This window comes from Hymenobacter fastidiosus, from assembly GCF_039539565.1.
In the GTDB taxonomy this organism is placed as follows: domain Bacteria; phylum Bacteroidota; class Bacteroidia; order Cytophagales; family Hymenobacteraceae; genus Hymenobacter; species Hymenobacter fastidiosus.
The window spans coordinates 28,867-43,446 of sequence record NZ_BAABDJ010000027.1; the positions used below are offsets into that span (position 1 = coordinate 28,867).

Sequence of the window (14,580 nt, forward strand, 5' to 3'; positions counted from 1 at the left end):
AAAGCCAGCCCGGTTGGGCTGGCTTCTCTGACGCTGAACGGCTTACAATTTTATCAGATGAGCATCCGCATGGGGTCTTCCAGCAGGGCTTTCAGCGTCTGCAGGAAGGCGGCGCCGGTGGCACCATCCACTACACGGTGGTCACAGGAAAGCGTCACCTTCATGATGTTGCCGATGGCCAGCTGCCCGTCCTTTACCACGGCCGTCTGCTTGATGCCGCCCACGGCCAGGATGCAGGCATCCGGGGGGTTGATGATGGCCGTGAATTCCTCAATGCCGAACATGCCCAGGTTGGAGATGGTGAAGGTGCTACCCTCCCACTCGGCCGGCTGAAGCTTCTTCGTTTTGGCTTTTTCAGCCAGGGCTTTCACCTCGGTGGCAATCTGCGAGAGACCTTTGCCGTCGGCATTGCGCACCACGGGCACCAGCAGGCCTTCGTCCACGGCCACGGCCACGCCGATGTTGATGACGTGGTTCTGGCGGATTTTGTCGCCGAGCCAGGAGGAGTTCACCACCGGATGCTGACGCAGGGCCACGGCCGAGGCTTTCACCACCAGGTCGTTGAAGCTGAGCTTCACCGGCGACAATGTGTTGAGCTGGGTGCGGACTTCCATGGCCCGGTCCATATTGATTTCCATCGTGAGATAGAAATGCGGGGCCGTAAACAGGCTTTCGGAAAGGCGGCGGGCAATAACCTTGCGCATCTGCGACACGGGCGTGTCGGTGTAGTCCTGGGAAGCTGGGGTCTTGGGGTCCTGGGGTCTTGGTTGCGGGGCCGGAGCTTCGGCCGTGGGAGCCGCCGCGGGCGCGGCCGGCGCGGCTGGCGCGGGTTGAGCCGCGGCGGCCGGAGCCGCCGCGGGCTGGGTGGCCGGAGCCGCGCCGGGCTGGGCGCTTTCCAGGTCGCGCGACACGATGCGGCCGTTTTCGCCCGAGCCTTTGATGCTGCTCAGGTCGATGCCCTTGTCCTTAGCAATGCTTTTAGCCAGCGGCGAAGCGAAGATGCGGCCACCCGGCTGGGTAACCGTCGCCGACTGGGGGGCCCCGGCCGCGGCCGGAGCTGCCGGGGTCGCCGCTGCGGGAGCAGCTTCAGCGGCCGCCGTTTCCGGAGCCGCGGCGGGGGCTGGCGCGGCCGGGGCCGCACTGCCGCCCGACTGGCCGCCGAGCAGCGCCTGCACGTCGGCTCCTTCTTCGCCGATGATAGCCAGAATACCGTCCACGGCCACGGCCTCACCATCTTTCGGGCCGATGTAGAGCAGGGTGCCATCGTCGTAGTTTTCCAGCTCCATCGTCGCCTTATCGGTTTCAACTTCGGCCAGAATATCGCCTGATTTTACTTTGTCGCCTACTTTTTTGAGCCAGGAAGCAATGGTGCCCTCCGTCATCGTGTCGCTCATCTTGGGCATCCGGATGACGGTGGCCTTTTTACCGTTTCCGGCCGGGGCCGCTGGGGCAGCCCCAACAACCGGCGCGGGAGCCGGAGCGGCTGGAGCGGCGGGAGCAGCAGCGGGTGCGACTGCGGGTGCGGGAGTTGGAGCGGGTTGAGCAGCGGGAGCCGGGGCCGCTTCGGCGGCGGGAGCAGCGGCGGCTGGCGCGGGGGCCGTGGGAGCACCGTTCAGCAGGGCGGAAATATCTTCGCCTTCCTTACCCACAATGGCCAGCACGCCATCGACGGCGACGGCGTCGCCTTCTTTGGGGCCAATGTGCAGCAGGGTGCCGTCCTCATAGTTTTCCAGCTCCATGGTGGCTTTGTCGGTCTCTACTTCGGCGATAATGTCGCCGGCTTTGACTTTATCACCCACCTTCTTGAGCCACGAGGCAATGACCCCCTCGGTCATCGTGTCGCTCATTTTGGGCATTCTTATGATTTCGGCCATCTGGATTTCGCTTGTATTGTGGAGGGTCAAAATTAGCCCGAAAATCCGGGGGAGCAAACAATGCCGCCGCATCGGGTTCTTTCCCTGCGCCAGCGAATTTTCGCCTCCGGCCGGCGGGCTACCGGAATATGGTTCGCCCGGTTGAAAAACGGCCTGTGATCCTGAACAGCGCAACGGACCTTAGGGCAGCAGAACGACAGCCGGGGTTACGGCTCGTTTACGCCGGATAAGGTCCTGCGCGGGCTCAGGATGACAGACGTAGCTGAAAAAGCAGGACGTATCAAGCCAATTCCTGCAAGTGCTGCACGTCGAGGAAGCTGCGCACCACGAACATGGAACCGGTGTAGTGCACTTTGTAGAGGCACAGATTGCGGTGCTCAAAGGCATCCATGTGGCTGAGCGGATAATTCAGCAGCTGGCAGAGCAGCACCCGCATGGCCCGGCCGTGCATGCACACCAGAATATTCTCCTCCCCGGGCCGGGCGGTGAGCAGGTCGATAAACGGCCGCTGGCGGGCGGCTACTTCCTCCGGACTTTCGCCCCCGGGCAGGCGGGCCGACGTCTGGCCCTGGTGCCATTGGCGCAGCACGCCGTAGTATTCCTCGTCTTCCTCGGCCGTGATGCGGGTGCCTTCGCGCAGGCCCCAGCTAATCTCGTTCAGGCCCGCGTGCTGCTCGTGCGGCAAACCCAGATCCAGAAAGCCCTGCACCGACTGCCGGGTGCGCTGCAAGGTGGAGGTGTAGACTTTATCGAACGCCAGGTGTTTATAGGCCGCGAAGAAGCGCGCCGCCTGTCGGTGGCCGGCCTCGTTCAGGCTCGAATCGATGCCACTGCCCTGCACGATGCCGGCGACGTTGAAGTCGGTCTGGCCGTGCCGGATAAGGTATATTTTTTTGACGCTCACTTTCCCGCTAGCTTTGTCGTTCCGGGGCCAAAAATAGTGGTTTCTGGCCCTAAAAAACCCTTTTTATTCTGGTTATTGCCTATGACACCCCCTACCGCCGACCTTGCCCAGCTCAATGCCTGGTGCCGCAACACCCTGGGCGAGCATCTGGGCATTGAAATAACTGAAGTCGGCGACAAGCTGCTGGTGGGCCGCATGCCCGTGGACCACCGTACGCACCAGCCCATGGGCCTGCTGCACGGCGGAGCCTCGGTTGCCCTGGCCGAAACCCTGGGCAGCATCGGCGCGGCCCTGCAGGTTGACGTACGCAAAAAAGCGTGTGTGGGGCTGGAAATCAACGCGAATCATCTCAAAGGCGTGCACTCGGGCTACGTGGTGGGCCGGGCCACGGCCCTTCACGTGGGCCGCAGCACGCAGGTGTGGGAAATCCGCATCACCCACGAAGAAACCGGGGCGTTGGTTTGTATCAGCCGGATTACGATGGCCGTTATCGACATCCCGCAAAAGTCTGATCAGCCCGCATGAGTAAGCCGCAGCCGGAAGTGGTAGCCTGGCCCGGGGCGGCAGTCAGTCCGTCGGCGCGGGCGCGTCAGCTGCTGACCTTCGCGTTGCGGCAGGGCCTGCCGGTGGCGCTGTGGCGGCTGCCGGGCGCGGCGCGGCCCCAGCTGTGCCTGAGCTTTTCGGCCGAAGCAGCCCTCGCCGGCCTGCCCCCGGCCCTTACCCCCGAGGCCCCGGCCGGCTTCGCCTTTTTCCCCTTCCGCGACTCCGACCGCAACCCGGCCCTCTTCCTGCCCGCCGACGTGTTCTGGGATGCGGACCGCCCGGCGGAGCTGCTCGTGCAGTCCGCGGGTAGTGGCGTAAGTCAGCTGCTGGGGTTTTTGACCAGTCCGGACGGGCTGACCGATGGGGACATGCCGTGGCACCTGAGCCGTCAGCCCCTGCCCCACCCGGCTTCGCGGGCCGAATACACGGCGCTGGTCGAAACCGGTGTGGACGCCATCCGCCACGGGCAGGTGATGAAAGTGGTGTCGTCGAGGGCGGCGCGGCGGCCCTTGCCGGCGGGGTTCGATGCGCTGCGGGCGTTCGAGAATCTGGGGCAGCGCTATCCGCAGGCGTTTGTGTCGTTGGTGAGTGCGCCGGGCGCGGGCACCTGGCTGGGCGCTTCGCCCGAGGTGCTGGTGGAAATCGGGGCCGACGGCGTTTTCCGCACCATGGCCCTGGCCGGCACCCAGCCCCTGACGCCCGGCATGGTGCCCAACCAGGCCATCTGGCGGCAGAAAGAAATTGAGGAGCAGGCCCTCGTGTCGCGCTACATCGTGAACTGCTTCAAGCAGCTGCGGCTGCGCGAGTACGACGAAACCGGCCCCCGCACCACCGTGGCCGGGCAGCTGCTGCACCTGCGCACCGACTTCGCCGTGAACCTGCACAACGTGCCCTTCCCCACCCTGGGCACCGACATGCTCCGGCTGCTGCACCCTACCTCGGCCGTGGGCGGGATGCCCAAGCAGGCCGCGCTGAGTTTTCTGCACCAGCACGAGGGCTACGACCGGGCCTACTACAGCGGCTTTCTGGGCCCCGTGAATCTGCCCCAGGCCGGCGTGGCCCGGCTATTCGTAAATCTGCGCTGCCTCCAGCTGCGTACTTCTGAAGCCGTCCTCTACGCCGGCGCCGGCCTCACCATCGACTCCGACCCGGAGCGGGAATGGAATGAAACCGAAATGAAGCTGAGCACGGTAGCCGCTGCGCTGCAGTGAACAATTATCAATGAACAATTATCAATGAACAGTTAAATAACATCGACAATTCCTCATTGTAATAGGCTGCGCTTCCTGATTCCGCAAGGCAACAAGCACGTTTGACCCCTCCCGCAAATTGCTCATTGCTCATTGCTCATTGATAATTGTTAATTGTTAATTGATTAAAGATGCAAGCCATCCATAACATTGCCGAAATCTGCGCCCGGCACGGCATTACCGACGTGGTGCTGTCGCCGGGGTCGCGGTGCGCGCCGCTGACGCTGGCCTTTGCCCGCCACCCCGGCATTCGGGTGCGCACGGTACCCGATGAGCGGGCGGCGGCCTTTATCGGGCTGGGGCTGGCCCAGAGCCAGCGGCGGGCGGTGGCGCTGGTCTGCACCTCGGGCACGGCGGGGCTGAACTACGCCCCGGCCGTGGCCGAGGCTTTTTTCCGGCAGATTCCGCTGGTGGTCTTCACCGCCGACCGGCCCCCGGAATGGATCGACCAGCTCGACGGGCAGACCATTCGCCAGACCGACCTCTACGGGGCCCACGCCAAAGGCTCGTTCAACTTCCCCGCCGACACCATCCACGCCGACGCCCAATGGCACGCGGCCCGGCTGGTATCCGAGGCCATCAACCTGGCCCAGCAGTTTCCGCCCGGCCCGGTGCAGGTGAACGTGCCGCTGCGGGAGCCGTTCTACCCCAAACCCGGGGAGGAAATCCGGTTCGAAGACGTCAGGATCATCCGGGAAGTAGCGGGCCCGGCCATGCTGCCGGCTTCCGAGCTGGCGGCGCTGCGGCTAGCGCTACGGACTACGCCCCGCGTGCTGGTCGTGGCCGGTCAGCACCGCCACGACGACGCGCTGCTGCTGGCGCTGCGCCGGTTTCAGGCCGCGTATCAGGTTCCCCTCGTGGGCGACGTTATTGCCAATCTGCACCAGCCGGTCGGGGCCAGCTACGATGTACGCTCCGCCCCCATCGGCCACCACGACGTGTTTCTGGGCGTGCCGGAACCCGGGCTGAAGGAAGCTTTGCGGCCGGAGCTGCTCATCACGTTCGGCCAGTCGCTGATTTCCAAGAGCCTCAAGCTTTACCTGCGCGAATCAGCTCCGGCCGAGCACTGGCACGTGCAGGCTGCCGGCCCGGTGGCCGATACGTTCAAGTCGCTCACCCGCATCATCCGCCTGGAGCCAGTCGATTTCTTCGGGCAGCTCGTAGCGCCGGATTCACCGGATTCTAGCGCCCCGGTTTCGGCCGAGTCAGCCAGCCCGATTCCTGGTGCCCCCGCCCCGGCCCGCCTCACCTGGCCGAAAGCCGGCTGGGCCTTATCGGAGCAGGATGCGGGTACCAAAGCGGCCTACGCCATGCCCTGGCACAAAGCTGATAGCTGGGCAAAGGGCTTTCTGGAAGAGTTCCTGCACCCCGACGACCAGCCGTTCAACGAGTTCAAAGCCTTTCACCACGTCCTGCGCCACCTCCCCGACCACACGGCCCTGCACCTGGCCAACAGCATGGCCGTGCGCTACGCCAATATTCTGGGGATGCCCGAGCTGAAAACCATCGAGGTATTCGCCAACCGTGGCACCAGCGGCATCGACGGCTGCACCAGCACCGCCGTGGGCGCGGCCCTGGCCCAGCCGGAGCGGCCCGTAGTATTACTGACCGGCGACGTGGCGTTTTTCTACGACCGCAACGCCTTCTGGCAGAACTACCCCACCCCCAACCTGCGCGTGGTGCTGTTCAACAACCACGGCGGCGGCATCTTCCGCCTCATCGACGGGCCGCGGCAGCAGCCCGAGCTGGAGGAGCTTTTCGAAACCCACCAGCCGCTCACGGCCGAGCATACGGCCCGGGATTTTGGGCTGCGCTACTTCACGGCCACTACCTTTGCTGAACTGAAAACGGCTTTATCGGTTTTCTTTGCACCCGGCAGCAGCGCGGCACTGCTGGAAATCGCCACCGACAGCGCCACCAACGCCGCCTTCTTCGAATACTACCGGGTTTCAGTCCGCACATCTTTCTCCTCCTAGAACGACCTCCTTTTACCTCTGCGCATCCCTCTGCGGACCTCTGCGAGAAAATTCATTGCCGGTTTCTCGCAGAGGTTCGCAGAGGAATGCGCAGAGGTAACGCAGAGGTTTAACCTTCCGCTTATGTCAATCACCTGGACTCCGATCAAGGAATTCCGCGAAATCCTCTTCACCTTCCACGAGGGCATCGCCAAAATCAGCATCAACCGCCCGCAGGTGCACAACGCCTTCACGCCCCTGACGGTGGAGGAGATGATTGAGGCCATGGACATCTGCCGCATGCGCACCGACATCGGCGTGGTGGTGCTTACCGGCGAGGGCGGCAAAGCCTTCTGCTCGGGCGGCGACCAGAGCGTGCGGGGCCACGGCGGCTACATCGGCGAGGACACGGTGCCGCGTCTGAACGTGCTGGATCTGCAAAAGCAGATTCGCTCCATTCCCAAGCCCGTCATTGCTATGGTGGCCGGCTGGGCCATTGGCGGCGGCCACGTGCTGCACGTCGTCTGCGACCTGAGCATTGCGGCCGACAACGCCCGCTTTGGCCAGACCGGCCCTAAAGTAGGTTCGTTCGATGGCGGCTTCGGCGCTTCCTACCTGGCGCGGGTGGTAGGCCAGAAGAAAGCCCGCGAAATCTGGTTTCTCTGCGACCAGTACGACGCCCAGGAAGCCCTCGATATGGGGCTGGTGAACAAAGTGGTACCGCTGGATCAGCTGGAAGAAACCACCGTGGCCTGGTGCAAAAAGATTCTGGAGAAAAGCCCGCTGGCGCTGCGCATGCTCAAGTCGGCCTTCAACGCCGAGCTCGACGGGCAGGCCGGGATTCAGGAGCTGGCCGGCAACGCCACGCTGCTCTACTACCTCTCGGAGGAAGCCAAGGAAGGCCGCAACGCCTTCGTGGAAAAGCGCACCCCGGACTTCTCGAAGTATCCGAAGTTTCCGTGAGGCAAGGAAGTCATTCGTTACAGAACAGGCCCGCACGCTACCGTGCGGGCCTGTTCTGCTTTATATTACAGCTTCCGTCAATCAGACTGCGGCATTTCGGGGCTCTGTCCTGCGGCCTTCATCCCGGCCCGGCTAAGTCTCGTAGGAGCAGGCATACCGGCCGGCGCCGCTACTTGCTCCGGTAGTGTGGCCGGTAGTGCCCGTTATAAAAGCCCGCAAGCCGATGACCGCAGACAACAGCTTACAACGATTTCTTACCGCTCAGGAAACGGACTATGCGCTGGCGCTGGCCGAAGTAAAAGCGGGCCGCAAGCGCAGCCACTGGATGTGGTGTATTTTCCCCCAGATTCAGGGCCTGGGCTTCAGCGAGACGTCAAAGCTGTACGCCATCAAAGACCGGCAGGAGGCCGGGGACTACCTGAAACACCCGGTGCTGGGTGGCCGGCTCATCAGCATCGGCCAGGAGCTGCTGAAGCTGGACTCCAGTGATGCCACCCGCATCTTCGGCAGCCCCGATGATTTGAAGCTGAAGTCCTCGATGACGTTGTTTGCGGCCGTGGGTAGTAACCCGGTATTCCAGGCCGTGCTGGACAGGTTTTTCCGGGGCGCCCCGGATAACCAGACCTTGCAGCTGCTGGGCAAGCAGCTATAAGTTGCTTTGAAGCTGTTTGGGAAGTCGCCAAAATCAATCAGAATGTCATGCTGAGCGAAGTCGAAGCATCTCTACCGCTTCGTTGAACGACTCCTACGAAGCGGTAGAGATGCTTCGGCTTCGCTCAGCATGACGTTCTTTTGACTTCCTAAACAACTTCTTCATTACCTGAGCAAAAAAGCCCGGCAGGCCACAACGCCGTCGGGAAAAAGCGGCCTGAACTTCTCCGGATATCCGAAGTTTCCAGGGGGATGGGCCGCTGAAATTGCAACCCGCACCTGGGCCGGCCGCTATTATTTGGCTTTGTCCCGGAACCGGCATCTTTGCCATCATCTCTTTTCAACCCAACCAGCCGCACAATGCACGCTTTACCGAAATCTTCCCTACTGCTGATGCTGCTGAGCTTTTCTATAACGTTCGCCGCTCAGGCGCAGCAGACCAAAGCGTCCGGTGGGGCGGTTGCTGATGCCGCCCAGGAAACGCTGGTGGTAGAGGCGGCCTGCGGGCAGTGCCGGCTGGGCCTGCCGGGCCAAAGCTGTGACCTGGCCGTTCGCCTGAACGGGCAGGCCTACTTCGTGGATGGGACCACCATCGATTCCCACGGCGACGCCCACGCCAAAGACGGCTTCTGCAGCGCCATCCGGCAGGCGGAAGTACAGGGCGCGGTAGTGGATGGCCGGTTTAAGGCCACGTATTTCCACTTGCTGCCGGAAGTGGCGAAGGGAAAGTAAGCGGTGGACTGGGCCATAGCCGCATCAAAACCACCGAAATCTACCCGCACGTGGCCCAAACTACCCGCCCCGCTTCCCCACTCGACACGTTAGGCATATAAAGCCAGACTTTCGGGAAGCAAGCTGATTTGGGTATGCTTCCCGAAGGCTTCTTGCGTACCTTGCGCGGGTTCCCGAAACTTACGGGAGTACCGAGTTTCGGGAGCCCTAATGTTGTGTGGCATTTTAAAGACCGACACTGCGAATGATAATTGAAGCTGAAATAATAAGCCAACCATATTCAGGAGAATATTCAGAAATAATTTACGACAATGAAAGTGCATGGAATTCTCAAAGTTGGACTTTTATAAAGTTCACCAATGAAGACTATTCAGAATGGTGTGGACAATTTCGTGGCTTTCCAAGACAAGTTGCTTTCTCCACAGTCAGTAACATTGTTTTGATTTTAACATCAGACTATTTGTATCAACTAAACAGAGAAACAGAAAATTTAACAGATTTGGAAGACCAACCAAAATATCAAAATCTGACAGTTTCACCGAATGGAGATTTTATTCTTGCGGACTATTACACCCTTGAAAAGGTTACGACGAGTATAAAAAATAAAGAACCAATTGAAAGCCCAATTCAAATGGACATAATTGAATTCAATGAATGGGACAACGCAAAACTCAAATTTACCTGTGACGAATTCTTGAATTGGGACAGACACTTAACAATGAATTACAATAGCACAACGAATAAAATTGAAATAGTAAATGGTTAATTTGAAAATACGATTTATTGACGTTGTTTATGGAATTGCTATTGTTGGAGCAGACCTGTTTATATTTATAATACTTGGACTTTTACTTATGGGCTATGACGACAGTTATGTCAATTGAAAAGGCGAATATTGGAGTTTGGCAAGTATGAAAAAGACCGAGAAAATTATTTACATTTGTTACAACGCTTGGATTATTTTAAACATAATAGTACTTATTTACATTGGACGAAAAATATACAGAAAGACAAAGAAAAACGCCACGTAACAGCACCTACAAGAAATTAGCGGTTCAGTGGTCAAATCAAGTTTTGTGCTTCGTATCAAGTTTTGTGGTGGCAGACAGTTTTCGTCTCCGAAATCGCCAACTTCTTGTAGCTGCAAACCGTTGCTTCAACCAGCAGCGCAACAAACGAGCAGCGCCACCTGAATCAGGTGGCGCTGCTCGTTTCCTGGAACTTCGCTAAAATATCGATCCGTATCCTTCGCAGCCGCAGCACCAGGCCAGCATGAAGGTCTTTTCCTCCTCGTGCTTTTGCTCGTCCAATGCCTCCTGACTCATTGCCGGAGACGGAGCCGTTGGGGCCGAAGCTTGGGGTGCGTCCAACGAAACAGGGCGCGGCGCGGGCATCACGGGAGAAACGGGAGTCGCTTTCATGGCTTTAGTCAGTTGGTTGCCAGCTGAATATACGGCTTCCCCGGCGATACTGGCAACTGTGCTCGCAGTGCAGCCCCCGCCCGTCGTTGAATGAACCACTACAGGTTCGTTCAACGACGGGCGGGGGCAAGCCCCGCACCCTACCGCGCTACCCAAACGGGGGTAGAGAAGCATCCTTGCCTGTCGTTGTTGAACGACCCCATCGGTGAGACTACCTCGTTCTGACTCCTTCAAACCACTTTTGAGCCACTGGTGGTTTACAGGCTATAGCCGTTTCGTGAGCAATAGCCAGGGCCCGCTGCGCTGGACTGGTCGCCGGGAGCGGAGGTTGAACGTCGCGGGCCAACGACGACCGGCCCGACGGCTGGTAGCCGCCGGGCCGGTAGCCACCCCGTTCGCGAAACCGCTAGAAGACGCCAGCTTCCTTTGCCGTGGTACCGCGCTTTCAGACCGACGGCTATACCTTGCGGACGCCCGGCAGTGGCCCCACTGCTTTTTCCTCCTCCGCTGCTCCATCTTTGCCCCCGCGTATGTCTACCACCCCGCTCCTGCCCGATTCCCTGCTGCTCAACGGCCGCGAATTCCGCTACGATGATATCCGGCGCTACCCCGCCAACAGCCCCGTGGATCTGAACGGCTACGAGGCCAAGGTGCTGGACTTCTGCCGGCAATGGCTGAACGGGGCCCAGGAGTTCGGGCTGCGCACGTCCGGCTCCACCGGCAAGCCCCAGCTCGTGACCATGCGCCGCCGCCAGCTGGCCGCCTCCGCCCGCCGCACCGGCGACTACTTCGACCTCGGCCCCGGCGACCGGATGCTGGTGTGCCTGAACTGCGAGTTCGTGGGCGGCATGATGATGCTGGTGCGCGGGCTGGAGCTGAACCTGCACCTGACCATCGTGGAGCCCCACGCCGATCCGCTGGCGCTGCTGCCCATCACGGCCCAGTTTGACTTCGCTTCGTTCGTGCCCCTGCAGCTGCGGGAGGTGCTGGCCCATAACCAGGCGGCGCGGCTGAACCGGATGAAGGCCATTCTGGTGGGTGGGGCCACGGTGGAAAGCAGCCTGGAAAAAGAGATTCAGCTGTTGAAAGTACCGGTGTACCTCACCTACGGCATGACGGAAACGGCCTCCCACATTGCCCTGCGCCGCCTGAACGGCCCCGCCGTGACGCCTTTCTACCAGGTACTGCCCGGCATCCACATCGGTCAGGACGCCCGCGGCTGCCTCACCGTGCGCGCCGACGTGACCGACGACCGCCTGGTAACCACCAACGACCGGGTACGCCTCCTGGATGCCCATACCTTCGAGTGGCTGGGCCGCGCCGACTTCGTGATCAACTCCGGGGGCGTGAAGGTGCAGGCCGAAAAGGTGGAGCAGGTACTGGAAGTGGCGCTGGCCGAGCTGGGGCTGCCCAACCGCCGGACCTTCGTAGCCGGCCGCCCCGATGCCCGGCTGGGCGAGCAGGTGACGGCGTTTCTGGAAGGGGCGCCCCTACCCGAAGCCCAGGCCAAAAAGCTGCTGGCGCTGCTGGGCGAGCGGCTGGAACGCTACGAGCGGCCCCGGGAGCTGGTTTACGTGCCCCGGTTCCGCACCACGGCCTCCGGCAAGCTCGACCGCCTGAGCACCGTGCGCAGCATCGCGGCCCCGCGCCCGGATGAGCAGAGGCCGTAATATCGAGGTGCCGCTTTCATACTTAATCGTTGTCATCCTGAGCAAAGCGAAGGACCTTCCTCTTTGAATACAGAAAAACTCCTTTCAGCTCCTAACGCCTTTACTGCGCAACGGTAAAGGGCTTTACTCATTGAAATGAGCGTTGGAGGTTATCCGAGGAAGGTCCTTCGCGCTGTTCAGGATGACAGGCGATTGGGAACGGGAACCTGATCCGGCGGCAGCGGCGGCTCCGGCATTCTCAACTATGTGAAAAAAGCCTTTGCTTTGTACTACTTTCCCTACTGCATTTCCCGCAATGAAGCGTAACCCTATTTCCGCGGCGGCCTGGCTGCTGGCGGCTCAACTGGCCGGCGGCTGCGCCGGCACCACGGCCACCACCACGGCCCCGACCCAGGCCGTTTCCTCGGCTACCGCGGAGGCCGTTGGCACCCTGGCGACTATGCCCCCGGCCCAGGCGGCCGCGGCCCCTACGGCCGACGAGCCTTTCCAGACCGTGACCGAGCAGTTTGCCGACCTGCGGCTGCTGCGCTACCAGGTGCCGGGCTTCGAAACGCTGGACCCGCGCCAGAAGGAGCTGCTCTACTACCTCTACGAAGCCGCCCTCTGCGGCCGCGAAATCACCTACGACCAGAACTTCAAGCACAACCTGCGCATCCGCCGCACGCTGGAAGCGGTGTGGGCCGCCAACCAGCAGCAGATTGCCAACACCTCGAATACGGGCAACGTGGATCAGGCCAACAAGCTCAACATCTACACCAAGCGGGTGTGGTTTTCCAACGGCATTCACCACCACTATTCCACCCGCAAGTTTGTGCCCGAGTGCACGCCCGCCTACTTTGCCCAGCTGGTGAAGAGCGTGGATGCCGGCACCCTGCCCCTGGAAAAAGGCGAAACCGTGGATCAGCTGCTGACCACGCTCACGCCCTTCATCTTCGACCCGAAAGTGGCGGCCAAGCGCGTGAACCAGGAAGCCGGCCAGGATCTGCTGACTACCTCGGCCTCCAACTTCTACGAGAACGTGACCCAGAAGGAAGCCGAAGCCTACTACGCCAAAAAGATCGACCGGAAGGATAAGACGCCCGTTTCCTACGGCCTGAACTCCAAGCTGATCAAGGACAAGCAGGGCCGCGTGCTTGAGCTGCCCTGGAAAGTAGGCGGCATGTACGGCGCGGCCCTCACCCAGGTAATCTACTGGCTGGGCAAAGCCTCCGACGTGGCCGACACGCCCGAGCAGAAGCTGGCCCTGCAGCGCCTGATCAGCTACTACCGCACCGGCGACCTGAACACCTGGGACGACTACAACATTGCCTGGGTACGCGACACCAAAAGCCGCACCGACGTGGTGAACGGCTTCATTGAAGTGTACGGCGACCCGCTGGGCTACCGCGCCACCTACGAGTCGGTGGTGTCGTTCAAGGATCTGGAAGCGACCAAGCGCATCAAGGCCATCGGCGACGAGGCCCAGTGGTTCGAGGACAACTCGCCGATTCTGCCCCAGCACAAGAAGAAAAACGTGGTCGGCATCACGGCCAAGGTAATTACGGTGGTGGTGGAAAGCGGCGACGCGGCCCCGGCCACGCCCATCGGCATCAACCTGCCCAACGCCAACTGGATCCGCAAGGACCACGGCTCCAAGTCGGTGAACCTGGGCAACATCGTGGACGCCTACGGCCTGGCCGACGCGGGTGGGTCGTTGGATGAGTTTGCCAACTCGGCCGAGGAAAAAGCCCGCGCCCGCCAGTTTGCGGGTCTGGCCGGCAAGCTCCACACCGACATGCACGAGGTAATCGGGCACGCTTCGGGACAGATCAACGCCAACGTGGGCACGCCCAAGGAAACCCTGAAAAGCTACGCCTCCGCCATCGAGGAAGGCCGCGCCGACCTGGTGGCGCTGTACTTCCTGATGGACGAGAAGCTGGTGCAGCTGGGCGTGGTGCCGAGCCTGGAAGTGGGCAAAGCCGAGTACGACAATTACATCCGCAACGGCCTGATGAGCCAGCTGGTGCGCCTGCCGCTGGGCGAAACCGTGGAGGAAGCGCACATGCGCAACCGCCAGATGGTGGCCAAGTGGGCGTTTGAGAAAGGCAAGAAGGACAACGTGATTGAGAAGGTGACCCGCGACGGCAAGACCTACTTCAAAATCAACGACTACCAGAAGCTGCGCGGCCTGTTCGGCCAGCTGCTGCGCGAGCTGCAGCGCCTGACCAGCGAGGGCGACTACGCGGCGGCCAAGAACCTGATTGAAACCTACGGCGTGAAAGTAGATCCCGTGCTGCACAAGGAAGTGCTGGAGCGCTACGCCAAGCTCAACATCGCGCCCTACCAGGGCTTCATTCAGCCCCGGCTGGTGCCGGTGGAAGCGGGCGGTAAAATCACCGACGTGAAAGTGGAATACCCCACCGACTTCGCCCAGCAGATGCTGGACTACAGCCGCAAGTACCAGTTTCTGCCGAACTACAACTAAGCAGCACCCTGATAGGATCGTCATGCTGAGCGAAGCCGAAGCATCTCGCGTGCTGATGGGTGATTAGTAATCCCGCATCAGCACGCGAGATGCTTCGTTCTCTGCTTTATGCGCAGAATGCTCAACATGACGCGCTTTTCCGGGTTTCTATTC

The 14,580-nt window shown here is 61.0% G+C and carries 11 protein-coding genes; 9 read left to right on the forward strand and 2 right to left on the reverse strand.

What is annotated here, in order from left to right; all coding sequences use genetic code 11:
* Window positions 1-53 precede the first annotated feature (53 nt).
* On the reverse strand, window positions 54-1,874 hold the full coding sequence (locus ABD833_RS12285; protein WP_345073438.1) for a pyruvate dehydrogenase complex dihydrolipoamide acetyltransferase: 1,821 nt from the start codon (window positions 1,872-1,874) through the stop codon (window positions 54-56).
* A 280-nt stretch (window positions 1,875-2,154) separates the two neighbouring features.
* Window positions 2,155-2,778, reverse strand: a complete 624-nt coding sequence (locus ABD833_RS12290; protein ID WP_345073346.1) for a histidine phosphatase family protein — start codon at window positions 2,776-2,778, stop codon at window positions 2,155-2,157.
* 81 nt (window positions 2,779-2,859) lie between these two features.
* Here ABD833_RS12290 and ABD833_RS12295 point away from each other — a divergent pair, with 81 nt between their 5' ends.
* From ABD833_RS12295 to ABD833_RS12335, 9 genes are all read left to right on the forward strand, one after another.
* Complete coding sequence (locus ABD833_RS12295; protein ID WP_345073348.1) at window positions 2,860-3,303, forward strand: hotdog fold thioesterase; 444 nt, start codon at window positions 2,860-2,862, stop codon at window positions 3,301-3,303.
* Window positions 3,300-4,532, forward strand: a complete 1,233-nt coding sequence (locus ABD833_RS12300; protein WP_345073349.1) for a chorismate-binding protein — start codon at window positions 3,300-3,302, stop codon at window positions 4,530-4,532. The genes ABD833_RS12295 and ABD833_RS12300 overlap by 4 nt, the downstream gene beginning before the upstream one ends.
* A gap of 170 nt (window positions 4,533-4,702) precedes the next feature.
* Complete coding sequence (gene menD, locus ABD833_RS12305) at window positions 4,703-6,547, forward strand: 2-succinyl-5-enolpyruvyl-6-hydroxy-3-cyclohexene-1-carboxylic-acid synthase (RefSeq protein ID WP_345073350.1); 1,845 nt, start codon at window positions 4,703-4,705, stop codon at window positions 6,545-6,547.
* Between the two features lie 123 nt (window positions 6,548-6,670).
* Complete coding sequence (gene menB, locus ABD833_RS12310; RefSeq protein WP_345073352.1) at window positions 6,671-7,489, forward strand: 1,4-dihydroxy-2-naphthoyl-CoA synthase; 819 nt, start codon at window positions 6,671-6,673, stop codon at window positions 7,487-7,489.
* Between the two features lie 223 nt (window positions 7,490-7,712).
* The gene (locus tag ABD833_RS12315; protein WP_345073353.1) at window positions 7,713-8,141 is read left to right on the forward strand and encodes a DUF1810 domain-containing protein; all 429 of its coding nucleotides are present in this window, start codon (window positions 7,713-7,715) and stop codon (window positions 8,139-8,141) included.
* Between the two features lie 359 nt (window positions 8,142-8,500).
* Window positions 8,501-8,872: a DUF6370 family protein gene (locus tag ABD833_RS12320; protein WP_345073354.1), complete on the forward strand. Its 372-nt coding sequence runs from the start codon at window positions 8,501-8,503 to the stop codon at window positions 8,870-8,872.
* A gap of 244 nt (window positions 8,873-9,116) precedes the next feature.
* The gene (locus tag ABD833_RS12325) at window positions 9,117-9,638 is read left to right on the forward strand and encodes a hypothetical protein (protein ID WP_345073355.1); all 522 of its coding nucleotides are present in this window, start codon (window positions 9,117-9,119) and stop codon (window positions 9,636-9,638) included.
* Between the two features lie 1,185 nt (window positions 9,639-10,823).
* On the forward strand, window positions 10,824-11,963 hold the full coding sequence (locus ABD833_RS12330) for an AMP-binding protein (protein ID WP_345073356.1): 1,140 nt from the start codon (window positions 10,824-10,826) through the stop codon (window positions 11,961-11,963).
* Window positions 11,964-12,258: 295 nt separating this feature from the next.
* On the forward strand, window positions 12,259-14,427 hold the full coding sequence (locus ABD833_RS12335) for a dipeptidyl-peptidase 3 family protein (protein ID WP_345073357.1): 2,169 nt from the start codon (window positions 12,259-12,261) through the stop codon (window positions 14,425-14,427).
* Window positions 14,428-14,580 lie beyond the last annotated feature (153 nt).